Origin of the sequence: Nocardiopsis exhalans, assembly GCF_024134545.1 — a bacterium.
Lineage (GTDB): Bacteria > Actinomycetota > Actinomycetes > Streptosporangiales > Streptosporangiaceae > Nocardiopsis > Nocardiopsis exhalans.
Window position 1 is genome coordinate 3,780,765 of sequence record NZ_CP099837.1, and the last position, 20,658, is coordinate 3,801,422.

Annotated in this window: 21 protein-coding genes; 11 read left to right on the forward strand and 10 right to left on the reverse strand. The window is 70.1% G+C overall.

Annotated features, from left to right (window positions below):
* Positions 1-7 precede the first annotated feature (7 nt).
* Entirely contained in the window at positions 8-745 is a 738-nt protein-coding gene (locus NE857_RS16750) for a (2Fe-2S)-binding protein (protein WP_344013029.1), read from the reverse strand.
* A gap of 218 nt (positions 746-963) precedes the next feature.
* On the opposite strand from NE857_RS16750, the gene NE857_RS16755 reads away from it, so the two are divergent.
* Genes NE857_RS16755 through NE857_RS16765 form a run of 3 tightly spaced genes read left to right on the forward strand, consistent with a single transcriptional unit; the run spans position 964 to position 4,096 of the window.
* The gene (locus NE857_RS16755; RefSeq protein WP_254416612.1) at positions 964-2,376 is read left to right on the forward strand and encodes a sensor histidine kinase; all 1,413 of its coding nucleotides are present in this window, start codon (positions 964-966) and stop codon (positions 2,374-2,376) included.
* Complete coding sequence (locus tag NE857_RS16760; RefSeq protein ID WP_254416613.1) at positions 2,364-3,071, forward strand: response regulator transcription factor; 708 nt, start codon at positions 2,364-2,366, stop codon at positions 3,069-3,071. The genes NE857_RS16755 and NE857_RS16760 overlap by 13 nt, the downstream gene beginning before the upstream one ends.
* A 50-nt stretch (positions 3,072-3,121) precedes the next feature.
* On the forward strand, positions 3,122-4,096 hold the full coding sequence (locus NE857_RS16765; protein WP_254416614.1) for a DUF4097 family beta strand repeat-containing protein: 975 nt from the start codon (positions 3,122-3,124) through the stop codon (positions 4,094-4,096).
* Positions 4,097-4,200: 104 nt separating this feature from the next.
* Here NE857_RS16765 and NE857_RS16770 read toward each other — a convergent pair whose 3' ends face one another.
* Positions 4,201-4,584: a hypothetical protein gene (locus NE857_RS16770; protein ID WP_254416615.1), complete on the reverse strand. Its 384-nt coding sequence runs from the start codon at positions 4,582-4,584 to the stop codon at positions 4,201-4,203.
* Positions 4,585-4,728: 144 nt separating this feature from the next.
* Here NE857_RS16770 and NE857_RS16775 point away from each other — a divergent pair, with 144 nt between their 5' ends.
* Entirely contained in the window at positions 4,729-5,745 is a 1,017-nt protein-coding gene (locus NE857_RS16775) for a Gfo/Idh/MocA family protein (protein WP_254416616.1), read from the forward strand.
* Here NE857_RS16775 and NE857_RS16780 read toward each other — a convergent pair.
* Positions 5,723-6,643, reverse strand: coding sequence for a GNAT family N-acetyltransferase (locus NE857_RS16780; RefSeq protein ID WP_254416617.1), 921 nt, complete (start codon positions 6,641-6,643; stop codon positions 5,723-5,725). The genes NE857_RS16775 and NE857_RS16780 overlap by 23 nt on opposite strands.
* A 103-nt stretch (positions 6,644-6,746) precedes the next feature.
* On the reverse strand, positions 6,747-7,139 hold the full coding sequence (locus NE857_RS16785) for a DUF2784 domain-containing protein (protein WP_425572159.1): 393 nt from the start codon (positions 7,137-7,139) through the stop codon (positions 6,747-6,749).
* 177 nt (positions 7,140-7,316) lie between these two features.
* On the opposite strand from NE857_RS16785, the gene NE857_RS16790 reads away from it, so the two are divergent.
* Positions 7,317-7,877, forward strand: coding sequence for a Uma2 family endonuclease (locus NE857_RS16790; protein WP_254422009.1), 561 nt, complete (start codon positions 7,317-7,319; stop codon positions 7,875-7,877).
* 17 nt (positions 7,878-7,894) lie between these two features.
* On the opposite strand, the gene NE857_RS16795 is transcribed toward NE857_RS16790, so the two are convergent.
* On the reverse strand, positions 7,895-8,878 hold the full coding sequence (locus tag NE857_RS16795) for a helix-turn-helix transcriptional regulator (RefSeq protein WP_254416618.1): 984 nt from the start codon (positions 8,876-8,878) through the stop codon (positions 7,895-7,897).
* A gap of 99 nt (positions 8,879-8,977) precedes the next feature.
* On the opposite strand from NE857_RS16795, the gene NE857_RS16800 reads away from it, so the two are divergent.
* Positions 8,978-9,472 (forward strand): CGNR zinc finger domain-containing protein, encoded by a 495-nt coding sequence (locus NE857_RS16800; protein ID WP_254416619.1) that lies wholly within the window; start codon positions 8,978-8,980, stop codon positions 9,470-9,472.
* A 45-nt stretch (positions 9,473-9,517) separates the two neighbouring features.
* Here the strand turns inward: NE857_RS16800 and NE857_RS16805 are convergent, their stop codons facing one another.
* Both NE857_RS16805 and ddaH read right to left on the reverse strand, forming a co-directional pair.
* Positions 9,518-9,922 carry a RidA family protein gene (locus tag NE857_RS16805; protein WP_254416620.1) on the reverse strand — a complete coding sequence of 135 codons (405 nt, stop codon included), beginning with the start codon at positions 9,920-9,922 and terminating at the stop codon, positions 9,518-9,520.
* A gap of 273 nt (positions 9,923-10,195) precedes the next feature.
* Positions 10,196-11,005, reverse strand: a complete 810-nt coding sequence (gene ddaH, locus NE857_RS16810) for a dimethylargininase (RefSeq protein ID WP_254416621.1) — start codon at positions 11,003-11,005, stop codon at positions 10,196-10,198.
* Positions 11,006-11,152: 147 nt separating this feature from the next.
* Here ddaH and NE857_RS16815 point away from each other — a divergent pair, with 147 nt between their 5' ends.
* Together NE857_RS16815 and NE857_RS16820 are read left to right on the forward strand one after the other, a co-directional pair.
* Positions 11,153-12,286, forward strand: coding sequence for an NAD(P)/FAD-dependent oxidoreductase (locus NE857_RS16815; RefSeq protein ID WP_254416622.1), 1,134 nt, complete (start codon positions 11,153-11,155; stop codon positions 12,284-12,286).
* 47 nt (positions 12,287-12,333) lie between these two features.
* Positions 12,334-12,624: a YiaA/YiaB family inner membrane protein gene (locus tag NE857_RS16820; protein ID WP_254416623.1), complete on the forward strand. Its 291-nt coding sequence runs from the start codon at positions 12,334-12,336 to the stop codon at positions 12,622-12,624.
* Between the two features lie 103 nt (positions 12,625-12,727).
* Here NE857_RS16820 and bioB read toward each other — a convergent pair whose 3' ends face one another.
* Positions 12,728-13,789: a biotin synthase BioB gene (gene bioB / locus NE857_RS16825; RefSeq protein WP_254416624.1), complete on the reverse strand. Its 1,062-nt coding sequence runs from the start codon at positions 13,787-13,789 to the stop codon at positions 12,728-12,730.
* Positions 13,790-14,121: 332 nt separating this feature from the next.
* Here bioB and NE857_RS16830 point away from each other — a divergent pair, with 332 nt between their 5' ends.
* The gene (locus tag NE857_RS16830; RefSeq protein ID WP_301184217.1) at positions 14,122-15,546 is read left to right on the forward strand and encodes a sugar porter family MFS transporter; all 1,425 of its coding nucleotides are present in this window, start codon (positions 14,122-14,124) and stop codon (positions 15,544-15,546) included.
* A 55-nt stretch (positions 15,547-15,601) separates the two neighbouring features.
* On the opposite strand, the gene NE857_RS16835 is transcribed toward NE857_RS16830, so the two are convergent.
* Together NE857_RS16835 and NE857_RS16840 are read right to left on the reverse strand one after the other, a co-directional pair.
* Complete coding sequence (locus tag NE857_RS16835; protein ID WP_254416625.1) at positions 15,602-17,272, reverse strand: ABC-F family ATP-binding cassette domain-containing protein; 1,671 nt, start codon at positions 17,270-17,272, stop codon at positions 15,602-15,604.
* 314 nt (positions 17,273-17,586) lie between these two features.
* Positions 17,587-17,835 (reverse strand): SHOCT domain-containing protein, encoded by a 249-nt coding sequence (locus NE857_RS16840; RefSeq protein ID WP_017580236.1) that lies wholly within the window; start codon positions 17,833-17,835, stop codon positions 17,587-17,589.
* Between the two features lie 173 nt (positions 17,836-18,008).
* Here NE857_RS16840 and pabB point away from each other — a divergent pair, with 173 nt between their 5' ends.
* Together pabB and NE857_RS16850 are read left to right on the forward strand one after the other, a co-directional pair.
* On the forward strand, positions 18,009-20,069 hold the full coding sequence (gene pabB, locus NE857_RS16845) for an aminodeoxychorismate synthase component I (RefSeq protein WP_254416626.1): 2,061 nt from the start codon (positions 18,009-18,011) through the stop codon (positions 20,067-20,069).
* A gap of 67 nt (positions 20,070-20,136) precedes the next feature.
* Complete coding sequence (locus NE857_RS16850; RefSeq protein ID WP_254416627.1) at positions 20,137-20,442, forward strand: hypothetical protein; 306 nt, start codon at positions 20,137-20,139, stop codon at positions 20,440-20,442.
* Positions 20,443-20,658 lie beyond the last annotated feature (216 nt).

The following is a 20,658-nucleotide window of genomic DNA, read 5'->3' on the forward strand; positions in this document are numbered from 1 at the left end:
ACGCGGGTCAGTGGCGCAGGGCGCAGTCGCCGCACAGGCCGCCGTCCGGCAACCGGTAGTACAGGCAGCAGGTGGTGCGCCGGAACACCGCCAGCCCCGACCGGTCCGTCCCCTCGTAGTGGCCGGTTCCGCTGAGTGAGGGACGCTCCAACACCAGACGGACCACCTCCTCGGCCGCCGCGCGCCGCTCCGGTCGGGCACCGCCCAGAGCTCGGGTCGCCCCGGCCAGCGCAGCCGCGGTGTTGCCCCGCAGCAGACCGGGGGAGATCCGCCCGACACCGGCCAACGCCACTTCGACCCCGGTCAACACCGACCCCACCACGGACTCGTCCAACCACTCCGCGACCTCTGCGGGAACCGTGGAGATCGGCTCTGCCCGCTTCTGCGCGGTGCGCAGGGTCAGCGGCCCCGAACGGCCGGGTTCGAAACACAGGTCCGCGGCCCGCAGACGCACCCCGTGGCAGAGCGCGACGGCCAGGACCGGAGACAGCAGCCTGGAGGCCAACCCCTGGTGGAAGAGCGACGCGCCCACCCGCCAATCCACATCCTGGACGCCGCCGCCCGACAGTGCCCCGAGCTGGGCCCGTACCCGACGGACCTCCTCGGCCGCCCGCTTCCCGTCCGCACCGCCCAGCACAGTGACCGGTTCCCATCCCTCTCCCAGGGATTCGGAACCCGTATGCGGCTCGACCTGGAAGAACATGTTGACCCGCCCGACATCCCCGAGTGCCTCCGCCAACAACACGCCCCCCGCTCACCCGATGAGGACTGCCCCTACTGTGTCCTGCCCACTGTGTCAGCTCAGTCCTGCGGGCTCAGCAGTGCCGCACAGCAGGACCGGGCAAGCTCTCACCCAACGGAGAGCGAGGCCGGTCCCGGGGCAGGGCGGTAGTGCTGGCACCACCCGCATTCCTCGTGCTGATGACCTCGTGTCCCAGCCACCGGGAAACCTAGATTGGTCCTGTGAGCGGCACACATGAACAGCAGGCGTCAGATGCACGGCGCGGCAGCGGGGGAAAGGACCTCCGGCAGACCCGAGCTGTCGACGTGCCCTTCCCCGGCGACGCCCGCGGCAGCACCTGGCGAGTGCTCCTGGTCGAGGTCCTGCACCTGATGACCTCCCTGGCGCTGGCCCTGTTCTACCTGCTCCCGGCAACACTGCTGCTGGGAACCGCGGCCGCCTGGTTCACACTGGCGCTGTACCTGCCCTGGACCGACCTGTCGGTCGACCTCAGCTTCGGTCGGCTCGCCCGCGACACCGTCTGGTTCCTGGTGGTCATGCCGGCTGCCGCCACCCTGCTGGCGCGGTTCGCCTGCCAGGTGCAGCGCGACCGGCTCGCCAACGTGTTCGGGATCGTGGAGACCAGCCCGCCCGACCCCCTCGCCGACGACAACCCCTGGTGGCGTGCCTGGCGCTTCGTCTTCGGCCGTGAAGCGTGGTCGATGGTGGTCTACACGACCGTCGCCGGGATCCACGGGCTGTTCGCCGCGGGGCTGGTCGTGGTGTTGGTGGTGTGCGGCGGGGCCGCGGCCGTGGGGGCACTCTTCGGGGTGGTGTACATCCTGGCCCAGGGCTCACCGGGGGACCTGGTGGGGCCGATGGCCCTGGTCGTGGCCGGGCCGTTGGCCGCCGTGGTCGGGCTGCGCCTGACCCCGCACATGATCTCCTCCGAGGTCCTCCTGCACCGCCTCCTGCTCTTCGACGCCCCCGAGGTGCGGATACGGCGCCGCCTGCTGCACGTCCAGGACAGCCGTCAGCGCATGGTGGACGAGGCCGAGGCCGAACGCCGACGCATCGAACGCGACCTGCACGACGGCGCCCAGCAGCGGCTGCTCGCCCTGACCATGACCCTGACCCGGGCCCGCGCACGGCTGGCCCACGACCCCGAGGGGGCCGGTGCGCTGATCGCCGAGGCCCAGGCGGAGTCCAAGGAGGTCATGACCGAACTCCGCCAGGTCGCGCGGGGACTGCACCCCAGGGTCCTGACCGACCACGGGCTCGGGGCCGCCCTGCCGGTCGCCGCCGGTCGTTCCCCGGTCCCGGCCCGGTTGGAGGTGGACCTCGACGAGCGCCCCTCGGCGCGGGCCGAGGGCGTGGCCTACTACGTGGTCTGCGAGGCGCTGACCAACGTCGCCAAGCACGCCGGAGCCGAGCAGGTCACCGTGGCCGCCGAACGGGTCGAGGGCCGCGGCCGCCAGGGTGACCTGCTGCGGATCTCCGTCACCGACGACGGGATCGGGGGAGCCGACCCCGAGGCGGGCACCGGTCTCTACGGGCTGTGGGACCGGGTGGACGCCGTCGACGGGGTACTGACCGTCCACAGCCCGACCGGTGGGGGAACCGTCCTGACCGCGAACATCCCATGGAAGGCGTGACCGTGAGCACGGCCAACACACAGGACGAGCGGCGAGGGCCGCGCGTCATCATCGCCGAGGACTCCGTGCTGCTGCGCAGCGGCATGGCGCGGCTGCTGGAGGACTCTGGGGTGGAGATCGTCGCTGCGGTGGGGGACGCCGACGCGCTGATCACCGCGGTCGCCGAGTATCCGGACGTGGACCTGTGCCTGATCGACATCCGGATGCCGCCCACCTACTCCGAGGAGGGCATCCAGGCGGCGGTGAAGATCCGCGAGACCCACCCGGAGGTGGCGGTGCTGTTGCTGTCCCAGCACGTGGTCAGCCGTTACGCCGCCGACCTGCTCGGCGGCGGGGCGTCCAAGGTGGGCTACCTGCTCAAGGACCGGGTGGCCGACATCGAGGACTTCCTGACCGTGCTGCGCAGAGTGGCCGACGGCGGGGCGGCGATCGACCCCGAAGTGGTCTCGCAGCTGCTGAGCAGGCACCGGGACCGTGCCCTGGAGCGCCTCACCCCGCGTGAGGGCGAGGTTTTGGAGGTGATGGCCCAAGGGCTGAACAACGCCGGGATCGCCGACCGGCTCACCATCACCGAACGGGCTGTGGAGAAGCACATCAGGTCGATCTTCACCAAGCTCGACCTTGGTCAGGACGACCACGACCACCGCAGGGTCCAGGCGGTGCTGCGCTATCTGCGCGGCGCGGACCGTGACTGAGACGAACGAGAAGCGAAGGAGGGCCGGGCCTTCCGAGAGGGGAAAAGAACATGACTTTCAAGGCACGAGGCCTGTACGCCTCATCGAGCAAGGAGCCGGGGCGCTTCCGTCGGGGGCCGTGGCTGCTGCTGGGCGCGGTACTCGTGGTGATCGTGGTGGTGTTCACCGCGCTCTCGGTGCTGGGCAACGTGGCCGTGCACCAGACGGACCGCACGGACTCCTTCAGCGGGGTCACTGCGCTCGAACTGGAGAACTCCACCGGCGGGGACGTTCTGGTGAAGGGCGGTGAGGGGGACGAGGTCGTCGTGGAGCGCAAGCTGAGCGGCAGCCCCCTGTCGGAGCCGGATGAGGACATCGACGCCGAGGGCGGCACGTTGGAGATCGATACGGACTGCTCCGGTTTCCTGTTCTTCAGCTCCTGCTCGGTGCACTACGAGATCACGGTTCCCGCCGGGACCCAGGTGGCGTTGGAGACCATCAGCGGCAAGGTCAGCGTCGACAACCTCGAGGGTGACCTGAGCGTGGAATCCATCAGTGGCCGGGTAGGGGTGAGCAGCCCTGTCGGTGAGGTCGATGTCGAGACCATTTCGGGGGCCATCATGATCAGCGACGCCGAGGGTGCGGTCACGGCCCACAGCACCAGCGGCCGCATCCAGGCCTCCGGCGAGGGCTCCCTGCTCGACGTGGGCTCCACCTCGGGCGAGATCCTCGTCGCGGACTTCAGCGCCGACGAGGTTCGCGCGGAGTCGGTGAGCGGGTCCCTGGAACTCGGCGGCGGGTTCACCACCCTGGAGGCGTCTTCCGTGTCCGGCAGCGTGAACGTCATGACCGAAGAGCCCTTCGAGCTGCTCTCGGTGGAGACGGTCAGCGGTCGGGTCGGCGCCACGGTGCCGGACGGGGTCTACGACATCACCGGTGAGTCGGTGTCCGGGAACCGGGACTTCAACGTGGACACCTCGTCCGGCGCCGACAGCCGTATCGACGTCAGCACCATCAGTGGCGGGGTGCTGGTCACCGGCAACTAGTCGCGGCTGCCCCAGCCAGAGGCGGTCCCTGGACTGCGGGAAGACCGGCCCGCCGGCCTGACCGTCCGCTGACCGGCAAGACGCCAGGTCAGCGGACCCGATGGTCAGCGGCGTTCGAAGCGCAGCGCCGCCCAGTCCGAGTCGATCGGGACCTGGGCGGTGCTGTGCCAGCCGGCTTCGGTGAGGGCCTCCCAGCCCTGGTCCGGGGTCAGGTTCGTGATGATGGTGCCACCGCGCTGCGGGTAGCACACCCACAGCCTGGTCTTGGGGCCGGTGAGCTCCAGGGCCCGCGGGCCCTCCCGGCTGACGGTGCCCCGGTCCAGGGCGAACAGGTGCACGTCGTCGTACTCGGCGCCCTCGATCGGACCGAGGTCGATGTGGATGTCCAGCGGGGGGTCCAGCAGACGCAGATAACGCTCCGGGGCGTTGAGGACGAGCAGCCGGTCTCCGGGCTCGACCCCCAACCTCCGGGCGAGTGTCTCCGACATTCCTCCTCCGTTCACGTGTGCGGCCTTGACGCGTGTGGCCTTCACGCGCGTGGGCCTCCTCGGCCACCGTACGGTTCACCGGCCCCGAAACCGAGGACCTTACCCGCCTCGACCCCGACATGACCGTGTTTTTAGGATGCCAACATGACACAAGACAACGGTGGGATCCGCTGGGGTGTGGTGGGGAGCGGCGGTATCGCGCGCTCCTTCGTGCAGGGGCTCCGGGCCGTCCCCTCGGCCCGGGTGACGGCCGTGGGTTCGCGTACCGGCGCCCGAGCCGAGGAGTTCGGCCAGGAGTGGGACATCCCGAACCGGCACGCGAGTTACGAGGCGCTGGCGGCCGACCCGGAGGTGGACGCGGTGTACGTGGCCACGCCCCACCCCTGGCACCATCCGAACACTCTCCTGATGCTGAGCGCGGGCAAGCACGTGCTCGTGGAGAAGCCCATGGCGATGAACGCCCTGCAGGTGTCGGAGATGGTGGCGGCCGCGCGGGCAGGCGACCGCTTCCTGATGGAGGCGATGTGGACGCGCTATCTGCCCGCCTCCCGGCTGGCTCGCGAGCTGGTCGCCGACGGGGCGATCGGTGAGCTGTGCTCGGTCTCGGCGGAGTTCGGGATCAACGTCCCCTACGATCCCGACCACCGGCTGTTCAACGCCGACCTGGGTGGCGGGGCCCTGTTGGACCTGGGCGTGTACCCGCTGGCGCTGGCCTCGCAGTACCTGGGCGAGCTGACGGTGATGGGCGCGACCCGTCAGCTGTCTCCGGACCGGATGGTGGACACCCAGACCACGGTGCTGGTGCGCGGGGAGAACGGGGTGAGCGCCACCCTGGGCTGCGCCTCGCGCACGGCCCTGCCCAACCGGGCGGTGCTGGCCGGGACGGCCGGATGGATCGAGATTCCCTCCTTCTGGGCCGCCACCGAGTTCGTCCTGCACCGGGAGGGGGCCGAGCCCGAGCGGTTCCACCGGCCCTTCCGGGCCAACGGCTACGAGTACGAGATCGAGGAGGTGTCCCGGTGCCTGGCCGCCGGTGAACGCCAGAGCCCGGACATGACCTGGGCGGAGAGCCAGCGGCTGGCCGGGGTCATGGACCAGATCCGGGACGCGGGAGGGCTGGTTTACAGCCCGGCCAACGTCAAAGCCGTCCCCCTGGGATGAGCCCGGCCGCGCCCGCGCCGGTGGGGGTGACCCGTGAGGTGAGGTTCTCGGGGACCGCACCCGGGACGGGTCGGCCGCCGGCGCGCGGCGCGGGGTGGGGCTGGGCGCCCAGGAGACGGCCCAGCGCGACCCGGGCCAGGGGCAGCACGCTCATGCGCGCCACAACCAGGACGGCGTCCTTGGGCCCCACCTCGCGGGCGAAGCGCGTGTCCAAGGCGGGATCGCCGCTGCGCGGGGTCACCCCGTAGATCTCCCCGTCGAACATCCGGTAGGCGTCGCGGACCGTCAGGGTGTCGGGGTCCAGGCGCGGGCCGTCGCCGAGCCAGTCGGCGGCGTCGGTGGCGATCCGGCGGACCAGGTTCGGCACGGGGCGGTCCTGGCGGGGGAAGACCCGGGCCTGTCCCAGGCCCTTGCGCCAGCCCGCGTAGACGGCCGGGTGACGGGTGCGCAGTACTACGTAGGTGTTGGTCAGGGGGTGGGCCAGGACCTCGCGGTTCAGGAAGTGGGCCATCAGGGCGGCGGAGAGCCCGGAGCGCCGGTGCGCGGGGACCACCCCGGCGGCGTCCAAGTACAGGGCGCGGCGGGAGGCGAAGCTGCGCCGGTGGTAGCCGCCCCAGCCGACGGGGACGCCGTCGGCGCCCAGGATGAGGGCCAGGGAGGAGATCTGGTCGAAGAATCCGGAGGCCATCCGGGTGCGCCAGTAGCCGGAGTGGTCGGCCCCGAACGCCCGGGCCGCCAGATCGCGCAGAGCCAGGTGCAGGCGTTCTCGGCACTCCGGGGCCAGTGCGGTGGGGGTGTCCCAGCGGGCGACGCGGTAGCCGGGCCGCAGAGGACGGATCACCGGGGGAACGCTGAGCTCACGCAGTTCCGGGCAGTGCTGTCGGGTCTGGTCGGGCACGCGGAAGCCCCACTTTCGTTACTCTAAGGAAGTAATTGACTCCTTAACGTAGCGGTTTTGCGGTGGGCTCGGGCCGACTTGACCCAACCGGAGGTTCCCGGGGCTACCCGGACACTGTTCTTACGTCCGCCGAACGCCGCCGGTACAGCTTCCACGCCAGACCCGCGTAGGCGCTCGCGACGATGCCCGCGATCACGTATCGCGAGGTCATCAGATGTTCGGGCGGGTAGAAGACACCGGTGATGTGGTGGTCGATGAAGCCGTTCTCCATGATTTCGCGGCCGGTGTTGAGCCGCGACCAGTTCTCGATGTCGGTGAGGAAACACGGCCACCCGATGATGACGATCCCCAGTGCGTAGGCGGCCACCAGCAGGTGCGGCCAGAACATCCGCGGCCACCTCCAGGAGAGGAAGCCGCCGAAGACCACATAGGCGAAGAAGAGGTAGTGGAGGACCATCGCGACGTGGCCGACGAGGAGGTAGGTCAGGTAACTCATACGCCGAACCTAGGACGGGGAGGGGCGGTCGCTCATCGGTGTTCCTACCCACTCCCCGTGAGTACGCCTACTCATACGCACGGTCCGGTCCGCTTCGGGAACTCCTTCGGCGAAGCCGAGCGGAAACGACTCGCCCGCCGTTATCCTCCTTACGAGGACCCGATCAGTGGATGCAAGATGTGCGCGCAGCCCGTGCCGGACTGGCTCATCCCGCCGACGGAAGGCTTCAGAGCCGAGGATCTGGACAACCTGCCCGACCTGCCTGCGCACACCGAACTGATCGACGGAAGCCTCGTCCTCGTGAGCCCGCAGAAAGGCTTTCACTCCGCAGTCCTGGATCTGCTCACGATCAGGATGCGGCCTGCTCCGGAGCAGTACCGCGTTCGGCGTGAGATGACTGTGACGCTGGGGCCGAAACAGCGGCCGGAGCCGGACATGATGGTCGTGGACGCGGACGCTGTCGACAACCAGCAGTCCAGTTTTTCCCCGGAAGCCGTGAAACTCGTGGTCGAAGTGGTGTCGCCGGAATCGATCGAACGCGATCGCCTGCGCAAACCGTTGCTGTACGCGCAAGCCGGGATTCCACACTTCTGGCGGATCGAGGACAACGGAGACGGCCCGGTCGTCTATGTGCATGAGCTGGAGCCCGCCACATTGTGTTACGTGGTCACCGGCATCTACCACGACCGCCTCAAGGTCGATCTTCCGTACAGCATGGACATCGATCTCAACGAGTAACGCCGGATGTGAACCGTTCAGGCCCCGGGTTGGTGGGACCGCTCCGTGTCCCGGCCCGTGCGGGTGAGGCGTTCTCCCAGGCGGGCCATCTCCTCACGTAGCTCGGCGGGCTCCTCGACCTCCATCTCCAGGTCCAGCATGGCCAGGTAGCAGGCCATGGCGACCAGGTCCTCGCCCGCGCACAGCAGCACGCAGGAGCGCTCGTCCACCGCCTCGATGGGACCGTAGTGCGCGGCCGGGCCCTCCAGAGCGGTCTCGGCCGACACCTTGAGGCGGACGCGCGCCTTGATCGGCCACATGTGCAGGTTCATCCGGTCAGCCAGGTAGGCGGCCACCCCCTGCTCGGGCGGGTCGCGCGGTGGGACGCGCGGGCCGGTCGGGGTGAGGGGGCGCAACCGATCCACCCGGAAGGTGCGCCAGTCGTCGCGGTCGGTGTCCCAGGCCACCAGATACCAGCGCCTCCCCTGGGAGACCAGCCGGTGCGGCTCCACGACCCGGCGGCTGGTGGTGCCGTCGTGGCTTTCGTAGTCGAACCGCAGCCGCTCGCTGTCCCGGCAGGCCGCCGCCACCAGGGTGAGGGTTTCGGAGTCGACCGTGGGCCCCTCACCGGGCATCGGCACGGTGAAGGTCCCCAGCGCGTCCACCCGGCGGCGCAACCGGGAGGGCAGCACCTGGAGGAGTTTGGCCAGTGCCCGCACCGAGGTCTCCTCGATCCCCGAAACCCCGCCCTGGGCCGCCGTGCGCAGCCCCACCGCAACCGCCACGGCCTCGTCGTCGTCCAGCAGCAGCGGGGGCAGCGCCGCACCCGCCCCCAGCTGGTAGCCGCCGCCGGTGCCCATGGTCGCCTGGATGGGATATCCCAGCTCACGGAGGCGGTCCACGTCGCGTCGGACGGTGCGCGGGCTGACCTCGAGGCGCTCTGCCAGGTCCGCGCCGGGCCAGTTCTTGCGGGTCTGGAGCAGGGACAGGAGCTGGAGCAGCCGGGCCGATGTCGACTTCATGCCCTTGAGTCTGCCAGGGGTGCAGGTCTGTTTCTGTCCTCTACTCCCGTACCGGCTCACCGGTCGACCCGTGCCCCGTGAACCGGACTCGGGGCACCGGTGGAGCGCACCGCCGCATGGACCAGGGCAGCACAGAGTTGGAGCGCGGCGGCCGCGGCCAGGCACAGGGGCAGGGAGAAGTCGGCGAGCGGTCCGCCCACCGCGGAGGACGTGGCGGACCTGCGCGCGGCAGCCGACGAACTACGGTCGGTACTGGCCGCGGGTTCCCTGGACCTGGCTGCCGAACAGGTCAACGCCCTGCTCGCTCGGACCGCGTACCCGCCCCGGCTGAGCAACCACGGCGGAACCTTCGGCTGGCACCTGCACGTGGACAGCGACGACGAGGACGCGTCCCTGGCTGAGTGGTTCCTGGCCTCGGCCAGCATGCTGTTGGCGCTGCTGATCAGCGACCGTCACCGCCCGCCGGGCGGGGTGTGCGCGGCGCGCGGCTGCGAGCTCGTGTTCATCGACTCCGCGCACGGCAGCCGCCGCCGGTACTGTTCGCGCCGCTGTGCCACCAGGGAACGGGTGGCCGCCCACCGCGCCCGCCGCTGAACCGGGTTCAGAAGGTGTTCACCGCTCGGCTGGGTAGGTCGAGGGTCAGGAGGTGACGGCCACCGCCTCCACCTCCACCAGCTGGTCGTCGTAGCCCAGTACGGCCACACCCAGCAGGGTGCTGGGCGCGTCGTGCTCGCCCATGTGGGAGCGCACTACCTCCCAGGCCTTCACCAGGTCCTCCTGTCGGGTCGAGGCCACGTACACCGTGGTCTTCACGACATCGGTGAGTTCTGCACCGGCCCCGCGCAGGGCGGTGACCAGGTTGCGCATCACCTGGTCGGCCTGGCCCGCGTAGTCGCCCACGGCCACCGTGGCGCCGTGCTCGTCCAACGGGCAGGCGCCGGCGGTCCACACCACCCGGGTCGGAGCCTCAGCTGTAGCCGCGTAGGCGTACTCCGCCACCGAGGACAGCTCCTCGTTACGGACCAGCTTCACCGCACCGCTCATGGATTCCTCTTCCCCGCTCGCCGAAGCACCGAAGGGCAACGGCCGCTCGTGTCGTACCGCTAGCTCACACGGCACAGTGCCAGCTGGTACCGCACCGCGCCAGTCAATATCGAACGGCGGTGAGGGTGGTGGCCGAACCCGGCGGTGTCCAGGCCGTGCTCGTGTGCCTACTCCCGGCGGACGAAGTCGTTGGGCCGCACGCAGTTCTGCTGAGTGTGGGCAGGTGATGGGTGGACCCTTCCGGGGCAGTGCGTAACCGCCCCGGACAGGGACCTACTCTTCGTCGGACCCAGCGTCGGACCGGGGGCGGTCGGGAACCAGCACGCTCAGGCAGGTCACGCAGGCCTCTAACTTCTCGAACTCGGAGATGTCCACCGGTAGCACCCGCCAGTGGTCCGCGGTCAGCTGGTGGATGGTTTCGTGCGCGGCGGCGCTGACCAGGACGTCCCGGCCACCCAGGGGCAGCACGTGCGCGCCCGGCTCCTCCGGGGGACGGCGGATCGGCGGCAGCGAGGTGGCCTCGACCAGTTCGGGCAGGCCGATGAGCGATCCGTCGGGCAGCGCGGTCACGGCGGACTTCAGGTGCAGGGCTCGTCCCAGCGCGACCCGGTGGACCTTGCGGCCCAGCGGGGCCAGGAGCTGCTCGAGCTGGTCGGCGCCTTCGGTGTTGGTCCGCTCGCCCACACCCAGGTAGACGGTTTCGCCGACCTGCAGGACGTCACCGCCGTCCAGGGTGCCGGGGGCCTCGATCCGGGCTATCCGCAGCCCCAGAGTGCGGGCCGCGCGCTCCACGCCCTCGACCTCGCCGCGGCGGGCCTCGGCCCCGGGCCGGGTCAGTACCGCCAGGTCCTCGCAGACCACCAGGGGGTCCTCCACGAACACCGAGTCCGGGTGCTCGGGCGCCGGGTCCACCTCGTGCACCCGCCAGCCGGCCGAGGCGACCGTCTCCTGATAGATGGTGTACTGGCGCGCGGCCAGCACCGGGTCCACCGGGGTTCGGGCGATGTGCGTGACGATGCCGTCGGCCAGCCGCGGGCTGGGACGACGCATCAGGGCGACCCCGTAAGAGGAGTAACCGTCCATTCGACCTCCTGGAAAGGAAAGAGAGCTGAGGGGGCCGGGCCTCGTGGGAGAAGCCGCAGCGTATCGCGGTCCCCTACCCGGTTTCGCGGACCGGCACGCGGGCCGAACGGCTTGTTCGCGAAGGCCGGCCGGGGCAGGGTGGGTGCCATGGACGTGATCGTTGTGGGTGGCGGGATCGTGGGGACCAGCGCGGCGTTCCATCTGGCCAAGAAGGGGGTGTCCACGGCGTTGGTGGACTCCTCTCATCTGGGGCAGGCCACGGCGGCCGGGACGGGGATCGTCTTCCCGTGGCCGTTCCCGTGGGACGCTCCGCCGCTGTGGGACTTCAAAGCGCGCGCCGCCGAGCACTACCCGGGGCTGATGGCCGAGCTGGCCGAGGACGGGCAGGTCACCGGGTACGAGGTGGTCGGCGGGATGTCGGTGGACCGCGAGGGGGACGACGCCGGATTCGAGCTACTGCGCACGCTCTCGGAGCGCCCCGAGTTCGCGTCCATGGGGCGGGTGGAACGCCTGGCCGAGGGGGAGCCCCGGCAGCACTTCCCACTGGTGCCCGAACCCTACGGCGGGGTGTACATCGAAGGACTGGCCCGGCTGAACGGCCGGGCGGCCCGGGCCGCGTTGTTCAACGCCGCCGAGGAGCGGGGGCTGCACTACTACAAGGGCGACGCCAAGCTGCTGTGGCACGGGCACCGGGTGACCGGGGTGCGGGTGGGTGCCGAGGACCTGGAGGCACCGACGGTGATCGTGGCGGCCGGGGCGTGGTCGGCGGGCCTGTTGTCGGTGGCCGGGGTCGAGCTGGGGGTGCACCCGGTGCGCGGGCAGATGACCCACTTCGCGCTCCCGGGCCGGGACACGCGCGGCTGGCCGGTGGTGCGTTTCGGGGAGAGGGACTACTTCGTGAGCGCTTTCGCCCCGGACCGGGTGGTCACCGGCGGCACGGTCGAGCCCGAGGCGGGGTTCGACCGCAGGGTGACTGCCTCGGGAGTGCTGCACAATCTGTCCACCGCGCTGGAAGTGCTCCCCGGGCTGGCCGATGCCACGGTGGTGGAGACCCGGGTGGGTTTTCGGCCCGGTACCCACGACGGGCTGCAGCTGCTCGGCCCGATCGCGCGGTTGCCCGGTGTGCTGGTCGCCACGGGGCTGGGTTCGCAGGGGCTGACCTTCGGCCCGTTCCAGGGGGTGGTCGCCGCCCGGCTCGCGATGGGTGAGGACCCCGGGGTGGACCTGTCGGCGTTCGTCCCCGACCGCGTCCAGGTGCGGGGCGGCTCGATGGCGGGTTGAGTAGGCGTACTCAGGTGTGGGGCGACGGGCCCGCGCACCATGGATTCATGAACACACCGATCCCTCAGCCCCGGTCCACTCCGCAGTTCTATCTGCAGTCGATGATCGCCTTCGCGGTTTCCACCGTGGGGGTCGGCATCGGCATCGTCTACCTTCCCGTCGACCTGTGGATGCGCGCCTTCCTGGGTATGAGCGTGCTGTTCGTGATCACGTCCACGTTCACCCTCGCCAAGTGCGTCCGGGACCGACAGGAGGACGCCGCTCTGGCCGAACAGGCACAGTACTACCAGCAACTGCCCATCTGGCAGGGCGAGCAGCCGCCCGTGCCCAGGGGCTGAGACCGGCCGGGAGGGGAAGGGGCGGGCGCCGCGCGGGGGAGCGCGGCGCCCGCCGGGCACGTCAGCGGAAGGACACCCGTTACCGGGTACCGGTGGCCGGGTGTCAGGCGTTGGGCGGAAGAGCGGTTCCAGCGCCCCGCTGGCGTGTCTTGAGCAGGTCGTGGCGCTCACCCGGCAGGGTGGGCTCACCTGCCCCCTGCACCACGAAACCGGCGTCGGCGATCATCTCCAGGTCGTCCTTGCCCGCCTGGCCCTCACTGGTGAGGTAGTCGCCGAGGAAGATCGAGTTGGCGATGTGCAGCGCCAGGGGCTGCAGGGAGCGCAGGTGGATCTCGCGTCCGCCCGCCAGGCGCACCTCCACGTCGGGGAAGACGAAGCGGGTGGCGGCCAGGATGCGCAGGCAGCGCTGCGGGGTCAACTCCCAGGTGCCCTCCAGGGGTGTGCCGTCGAAGGGCATGAGGAAGTTGACCGGCACCGAGTCCGGGCCCAGCTCGCGCAGGGCGAACAGGGCGTCGATGAGGTCGTCGTCGCTCTCCTTCATTCCGGCGATCAGCCCGGAGCAGGGGGAGAGCCCGGCGTGCTTGGCCTGTTCGACCGTCTCGACCCGGTCGGAGAACTCGTGGGTGGTGCAGATGTCGGAGTAGCGCTCTTCGGAGGTGTTGAGGTTGTGGTTGTAGGCGTCGACCCCGGCGTCGCGGAGTTTGTCGGCCTGCCCGTCGGAGAGCAGTCCGAGGCAGGCGCAGACCTCCACCCCGGGGTACTCGTCCTTGATCCCGGCCACGGCCGGGGCGAGGCGGTCCACGTCGCGGTCGGTGGGGCCGCGCCCGCTGGCCACCAGGCACACGCGGCTGGCTCCGGCCTTGACCCCGTGGGAGACGGCCTCACGGGTCTGGTCGGGCTTGAGCCAGGTGTACTTGACGATCTCGGCCTGTGAACCCAGGCGCTGGGAGCAGTAGAAGCAGTCCTCGGGGCACAGGCCGCTCTTCATGTTCACGAGGTAGTTGAGTTTGACGCGGCGTTCGAAGTACCGACGTCGGACCCGCGAAGCGGCGGCGACCAGGTCCATGAGGTCGTCGTCAGTACTGGTGAGCACCTCCAGGAGTTCGTCGCGGGTGGGGGTCTCACGGCGAAGGGCCTTCTCGGCCTGGGTGTCGAATGTCGTCACGGGGTTGATCTTGGAGGCTGGGAGCGATCCCGCAACAGTGACCGAACCCACCAAAAACCGGTTGAAGTCTTGTTTGCCTGGTGGCGTGTACCGACAGGCAGGTGGCCGGATGCGGTCACCGATGACCAATGGAATCACCATTGAGTGACTTAGGGCACCCCCGCTGCACACTTATGTCAAGAATCAGTAGTAAAGTCCCCGACGGTTGTCTGAGGGCCGAGCATCGACGTGTGTTTGGCCTCCTCAGCGTTGCGTTCACGCATGTCCGCGACCCGTGCTGCATCGTGGTGCCAGCCCGGGCTGTCGGGTGTGCCCAGGGGAGGGAGTCCGGAGTGAGTGGAGTCGGCAACGGCCGGAGTGGCGTGTCCGAGGGGGACGCCAGCCTGGTCCACGTCACGATGATCGCGGCGGCGGCCGCGATGGGCGGGTTCCTGTTCGGCTACGACAGTGCGGTCATCAACGGCGCGGTCGACGCGATCCAGCAGCGGTTCGACGTAGGCTCCGGGGTTTTGGGCTTCACCATCGCCGCAGCGCTGCTGGGATGTGTGGTGGGTGCGGCCACGGCCGGCAACCTCGCCGACCGGCTGGGCCGGATCCGGGTCATGCAGATCGCCGGCGCGCTGTTCGCGGTCAGCGCCATCGGCACCGCCCTGCCGTTCTCGATCTGGGACCTGACCGCCTGGCGGATCCTGGGTGGTGTGGCCATCGGTATGGCCTCGGTGATCGCACCGACCTACATCGCCGAGGTCTCACCCGCCGCATACCGGGGCCGGTTGGCCTCCCTGCAGCAGCTCGCCATCGTGCTGGGCATCGCCTGTTCACAGCTGGTCAACTACGCGATCGCGCAGGCGGCCGACGGCAGCGCGCACAACATGCTGGGGCCCGTACAGGCCTGGCAGTGGATGCTGGGCATCGAGGTCCTGCCCGCCCTGGTCTACCTCGGGCTCAGCCTGGTCATCCCCGAATCGCCCCGGTACCTGGTGCGTGTGGGGCGGGTGGACCGCGCCCGACAGATCCTGCACGAGGTCGAGGGCGGCGGGGAGTCCCGGATCGAGCGGCGGATCCAGGAGATCAAGGTGGCCCTGGGTACGGAGGTACGGCCCAGACTGCGCGACCTGACCGGCCGCTACGGCCTGTTGCCGATCGTGTGGATCGGTATGGCGGTCTCGGCGTTCCAGCAGCTGGTGGGGATCAACGTCATCTTCTACTACTCCAGCTCGCTGTGGCAGTCGGTGGGCGTGGCCGAGGCCGACTCGCTGCTGCTGAGCCTGTTCACCTCGGTGGTCAACATCGTGGGTACCGTCATCGCGATCATGCTCGTGGACCGGATCGGCCGCAAACCCCTGCTGCTGGTGGGTTCGGCCGGTATGACGGTGGCGCTGGCGACGGCCGCCTACGCGTTCAGCCACGCCACCGGCACCGGCGAGGACGTCGTGCTCCCCTTCGTGTGGGGTGCGGTGGCGCTGACCGCGGCCAGCTCGTTCGTGCTGTTCTTCGCCCTGTCCTGGGGTGTGGTCGTGTGGGTGCTGCTGGGCGAGATGTTCCCGCTGCGCATCCGCGCCGCCGCCATGGCCGTGGCCACCGCGACCCAGTGGCTGACCAACTGGCTGATCACCGTGAGCTTCCCGAGCCTGCGCGACTGGAGCCTGCCGGGGGCGTACGTGATGTACGCGTGCTTCGCGCTCGTGTCGTTCTTCTTCGTGCTGAAATTCGTCAAGGAGACCAAGGGCAAGACCCTGGAGGAGATGAAGGGCTGAGGAAGCGTCGGAAGGACCACTGGCCCGCCCGGGTTTCCGGGCGGGCCGATCCGGCTCAGGAGGTGGTTGTTCCGGTGAACATCTCGCGTACCTCCTCGGCGGTGGCCTCCTGGAGATCCTCGTCCAGCAGCAGCCACCGGGTGATCCCGATGGACTCCAGGAAGCGCAGGTCGTGGCTGGCGACCAGCAGCGCGCCCTGATAGGCCGCCAAGGCGTTGGTCAACTGCCGCACGCTGGACAGGTCCAGGTTGTTGGTGGGCTCGTCCAGCAGCAGCAGCTGCGGTGCCGGTGCGGCGAGCATCGTCGCCGCCAGGGCCGCCCGGAAGCGCTCACCGCCGGACAGGGTTCCGGCGGTCTGCGCGGCCCGGTGGCCCTTGAACAGGAACCGGGCCAACTGGGCGCGGATGTGCTGGGTACTCACTCCAGGCGCGGCGTTGCCGACGTTCTCGGCGACGCTCAGCCCCTCGTCCAGCACGTCCAACCGCTGTGGCAGGAACCGCGTCGGCACGGACACCTCCACCTCACCCTCCAGCGGGGGCTCCAGTCCGGCGATGGCGCGCAGCAGCGTGGTCTTGCCCGCGCCGTTGCGGCCCACCAGGGCGATCCGCTCAGGACCGCTGACCAGGAGATCGCCGCAACGCAGCCGGCCGAACCGGGTGCGCACCCCGCTCAGGCTCAGCACGGACCGGCCGTTGGGCACCTCGGTGTGCGGCAGGTCCACCCGGATCTCGGCGTCGTCGCGGACCGCTTCGGCCGCCTCCTCGCGGCGTTCGCGCGCCTCGTCGAGCTTGTCCTCGTGGGTGCCCCTGAGTTTGCCCGCGGACTCCTGGGCTGCCCGCTTCAGCGCGCCCTGGACGATCTTCGGGATACCCCCGTCGATGGCGGCCTTCTTGGCGGTGCGCTGGCGGCGGGCCAGTTTGATCTGGGTCTCCTCCAGTTCGCGCTTCTGGCGGCGCACGTCGGACTCGGCCGCGCGCAGGGTGCGTTCGGCCGCTTCCTGCTGGACGGCCAGGGCTTCCTGGTAGTCGGTCCAGCCGCCCCCGTAGATGGCCACCGACCCGGAGCGCAGTTCGGCGATGCGGTCCACCCGCTCCAGGAGTTCGAGGTCGTGGCTGACCACGACCAGCGAGCCGGAACGCCAGGTCTCCACGGTGTCGTAGAGCCTGCGGCGAGCGAAGAGGTCGAGGTTGTTGGTGGGCTCGTCGAGCAGAAGGACGTCGGGGCGCGCGAGGAGGACCGTGGCCAGGCGCAGCAGGACGGTCTCGCCACCGGAGAGCTGGCCCACGTTGCGGTCCAGCTCGACCCCCTCCAGGCCGAGCGAGCCCAGAGTGGCCAGGGTGCGTTCTTCGATGTCCCAGTCGTCACCGACCGCCTCGAAGTGCTGTTCGGAGGCGTCTCCGGCCTCGATGGCGTGCAGGGCGGCGCGTTTCTCGGCGATGCCCATCGCCTGGTCGACCCGCACACCGGTGTCGAGGGTGACGTTCTGCGGCAGGTAGGCCAGGCTGCCGCCGATGGTCACCGAGCCCCGGGACGGGTGCAGCTGCCCGGCCAGCAGCCGGAGCAGGGTGGACTTGCCAGCGCCGTTGGTGCCGACCAGACCGGTGCGGCCCCTGCCCAGGGTGAGGGACAGACCGTCGAAGACGACGCTGCCGTCCTTCCACTGGAAGGACAGGTCGGAGCAGGCGACAGCGGCCGCGGCACTCGTGGTGGTGCTGGTTTTTGACATGGGTGTTCTCGCAGACGGAAGCGGTGTGGGAAGGGCTTCGTATGCGAGCACCACGCGGCGGCCAGCCGAGAGGACCGTAGGGAAAGAAGAGGCGAGAGAGTCCTGGACGAGACAGGGACGGCTAATGCACCAAGGTTCCGTACACGCGACGGACAGACCGGTTACCGGCTCCGTACCGCGTGATGATCGCGAACCTAGATGCGCAACGTCCACCTCAATCGTCGACAACAGGACGAGGAGTACTGTACCCACTCGGTTCCAGGTGTCAACCGCTTTTCGCGTGTGGAATGTGGAGTGGGTCTGGAGGGGCGGCGTCAGTACTCTTCCAGGTCGATCTTGCGCTGGAGGTACTCCTCGCGGCTGATCTCGCCCCGCGCGTAGCGCATGCGCAGCTCCTGGGCGGCGGCGTCCAACGGCGGGGGAGCGGGCTGGGGGTCCGGGGCGACCGGGGGTTTGGTGTAGCGCTGTTTGACGGCCTGGCCGACCTCGGTGACGGTGAGCACGAAGAAGAAGGCCAACCCCAGCACGACCACGATCGAGATCGCGGCGACGAAGACGTTCACGGCTCAACTCCTTCGGAAGTGCGGGGCCTGATCAGATCCGCCTCCCTCCTGTTTACTCCTCGACGGATCCCGCCGCCAGGGCCGGAGGCCTCCGATACCACCCCAAACGCCGTAACCTGGGATATCGCGATCCGTAGGCCGTTCCAGAAACAGGCCGTTCCAGAAAGGGCGGGATGCGCGTTCTCCTCGTGGACAACCACGACTCCTACACGTACAACCTGTTCCAGCTCCTGGCCGGTGTGCTCGGCGAGGAGCCCCGGGTGCTGACCAACGACGACCCGGGCTGGGCTGACTTCGATCCCGCTTCGGTGGGCGCTGTCGTGGTCTCCCCGGGGCCGGGGCGCCCGCAGACCGCCCGTGACCTGGGACGGGTCCCCCACCTGCTGGAACAGGCGCGGATCCCGGTACTGGGGGTGTGCCTGGGCCACCAGGCGATCGCGCACCTGGCCGGGGGTGAGGTGGCGTCGGCGCCCGAGCCCCGCCACGGGCACCTGACGCGGATCCGGCACGACGGAACAGGGCTCTTCGCAGGGGTACCGCAGGACTTCACCGCCGTGCGCTACCACTCGCTGGCCGTTCCCGAACCCCTGCCCGAGAGCCTGGTGGCCACCGCTTGGGCGGAGGACGGCGTGATCATGGGGCTACGCCACCGCGACCTGCCGCGCTGGGGGGTGCAGTTCCACCCCGAATCCATCGCCAGCGAGTACGGGGCCGAGCTGATCGCCAACTTCCTGGAGATGGCGAGGGAACACTGCGGCGAGTCCTGGGGTGAAGCCGAACCCGGGGGCGATTCCGAAGACGGGAGCGGGCAGGAAGAACGCCGGTTCGATTCCTGCCACCTTCCCAGCGCCCCCGAACCGAGGTTCACCGTACTGCCCTACGCCGTGGACACCGAGCGCGCCTTCGCCCACCTGTACGCCGACTCCGAGAACTCCTTCTGGCTGGACAGCTCCCGCCCCGAGGGACCCGCCCGGTTCTCCTTCCTGGGGGACGCCTCCGGCCCCGCGGCCGAGGTGCTCACCTACGACGTCGGCGACCGGGGCGTACGCGTGCGCACCGCCGACGGAACGCGGACCGAGCCCGGGAGCGTGTTCGAGGCGCTCGAACGCCGCACGGGGCGCCCCGCTGCCGCGACCGGCCTGCCCTTCGGCTTCACCGGCGGGTACGTGGGCTACCTGGGCTACGAGCTCAAAGCCGACTGCGGGGCCGCCCGCGCCCACACGGCTGCCACCCCGGACGCGGTGTGGATGCGCTGTGACCGGTTCCTGGCCGTCGACCACCACGAGGACCGCACCTACGTGGTCTGCGCCGACGGCGCCCCGGACGCTCAGGAATGGGTCGAGACCACCCGTGCCCTCCTGGAGGGGCTGCCTCCCCTGCCCGCACCTTCTCCCTCCGCTCCCGCCCTCGACCTCTCCGCGCTCCTGGAACAGCCGCGCGAGGGGTACGTGGACGACGTCAAGGCGTGCCTGGGCCACCTCACCGACGGCGAGAGCTACGAGATCTGCCTGACCAACCGGGTCCGCCTGCCCGACCTCGGCGAGGGCGGTGACCTGGACTTCTACCGCCGCCTGCGAGCCGCGAGCCCCGCACCCTACGCCGCCCTGCTGAGGGCGGAGGGGGTGACCGTGCTGAGCGCCTCCCCGGAGCGCTTCCTGCGAGTGGACGCCGCGAGAGTGGCCGAGAGCCGCCCCATCAAGGGCACCGCCCCCCGCCACCCGGATCCGGCCACCGACGCACAGATCGCCGCCGACCTGCGCACCGGCGCCAAGACCCGCGCCGAGAACCTGATGATCGTGGACCTGCTCCGCAACGACCTCGGCCGGGTGTGCGAGGTCGGGAGCGTGGAGGTGCCCGCCTTCATGTACACCGAGTCCTACGCCACCGTGCACCAGCTGGTCTCCACCGTCCGGGGCCGCTTGCGTCCCGGGGTGTCCACCCTGGAGGCCGTCCGCGCCTGCTTCCCGGGCGGATCGATGACCGGGGCCCCCAAGCTGCGCACCATGGAACTCATCGACCGGCTGGAGGGTTCGGCACGAGGCGTGTACTCGGGTGCGCTCGGCTACGTGTCACACAGCGGAGAATCGGATCTGAGTATCGTCATCCGCACCGCCGTCCTCGTCGGGGGAGAGGCCACCGTGGGCGCCGGAGGAGCGATCGTGCTGGACTCCGATCCGCAGGAGGAGTACGAGGAGATGCTCCTCAAGGCCAGGGTCCCCGCGAAGGGTCGCTGAGCCAGCCGTCCGGTTCCGGGGCGGCGCGGCCCGTGTGTGTGCCCGGGAGGCGGGGAAGGCCCCGGACATGACGGACCCCGAACGTACAGCTGACGGCCACCACGTCGTGATCCGCGGACAGCGCTGGCGTGCCAGCGATCCGGAACTGCCCGGTGGGATCCGCGAGCGTTTGGTCGCCCATCTGATGTCGGCTCGCCGGGATGTCGGCTCCGCGCTGCGCGCCGAGGACCCTGACGCCGAGCGACTCGCCAGGGGCCGGGTACAGCTGGCCAAGGAAGGGCTGGGGGAGAGGGGCACCCCCTGGTGGGAGTTGCGTCTCCACGAGCGCCGCCACCGCTGGGAGGAGTCGCTGCGTTCCTTGGACACCGGGTAGTGCGAGCGAGGAGGCCCCTCCAGGAGGCGGGACTCGGGCTGGGTATCTCGGGCGGACAGCTCGGAACGTAGACGCTGCGGTCCGGGGCGGGCAGCGGGCCCCCGCTGTGGCGGTCCCGCGGTTTCACCGGCTACGGGAGGAGCCGTGGTCGGCGGCCTTCGGGTGCGCCTGAGCCGAGGCCCGGGCATCGGCTCAGGGCTGGGGTGTCACTGTCCG

What these genes read in the sequence shown, in the direction of transcription:
- NE857_RS16760 (WP_254416613.1), top strand. Translation starts at nt 2,364, where the DNA reads ATGGAAGGCGTGACCGTGAGCACGGCCAACACACAGGACGAGCGGCGA.
- NE857_RS16765 (WP_254416614.1), top strand. Translation starts at nt 3,122, where the DNA reads ATGACTTTCAAGGCACGAGGCCTGTACGCCTCATCGAGCAAGGAGCCG.
- NE857_RS16770 (WP_254416615.1), bottom strand. Translation starts at nt 4,584, where the DNA reads ATGTCGGAGACACTCGCCCGGAGGTTGGGGGTCGAGCCCGGAGACCGG.
- NE857_RS16775 (WP_254416616.1), top strand. Translation starts at nt 4,729, where the DNA reads ATGACACAAGACAACGGTGGGATCCGCTGGGGTGTGGTGGGGAGCGGC.
- NE857_RS16785 (WP_425572159.1), bottom strand. Translation starts at nt 7,139, where the DNA reads ATGAGTTACCTGACCTACCTCCTCGTCGGCCACGTCGCGATGGTCCTC.
- NE857_RS16790 (WP_254422009.1), top strand. Translation starts at nt 7,317, where the DNA reads ATGTGCGCGCAGCCCGTGCCGGACTGGCTCATCCCGCCGACGGAAGGC.
- NE857_RS16795 (WP_254416618.1), bottom strand. Translation starts at nt 8,878, where the DNA reads ATGAAGTCGACATCGGCCCGGCTGCTCCAGCTCCTGTCCCTGCTCCAG.
- NE857_RS16805 (WP_254416620.1), bottom strand. Translation starts at nt 9,922, where the DNA reads ATGAGCGGTGCGGTGAAGCTGGTCCGTAACGAGGAGCTGTCCTCGGTG.
- ddaH (WP_254416621.1), bottom strand. Translation starts at nt 11,005, where the DNA reads ATGGACGGTTACTCCTCTTACGGGGTCGCCCTGATGCGTCGTCCCAGC.
- NE857_RS16815 (WP_254416622.1), top strand. Translation starts at nt 11,153, where the DNA reads ATGGACGTGATCGTTGTGGGTGGCGGGATCGTGGGGACCAGCGCGGCG.
- NE857_RS16820 (WP_254416623.1), top strand. Translation starts at nt 12,334, where the DNA reads ATGAACACACCGATCCCTCAGCCCCGGTCCACTCCGCAGTTCTATCTG.
- NE857_RS16835 (WP_254416625.1), bottom strand. Translation starts at nt 17,272, where the DNA reads ATGTCAAAAACCAGCACCACCACGAGTGCCGCGGCCGCTGTCGCCTGC.
- pabB (WP_254416626.1), top strand. Translation starts at nt 18,009, where the DNA reads ATGCGCGTTCTCCTCGTGGACAACCACGACTCCTACACGTACAACCTG.
- NE857_RS16850 (WP_254416627.1), top strand. Translation starts at nt 20,137, where the DNA reads ATGACGGACCCCGAACGTACAGCTGACGGCCACCACGTCGTGATCCGC.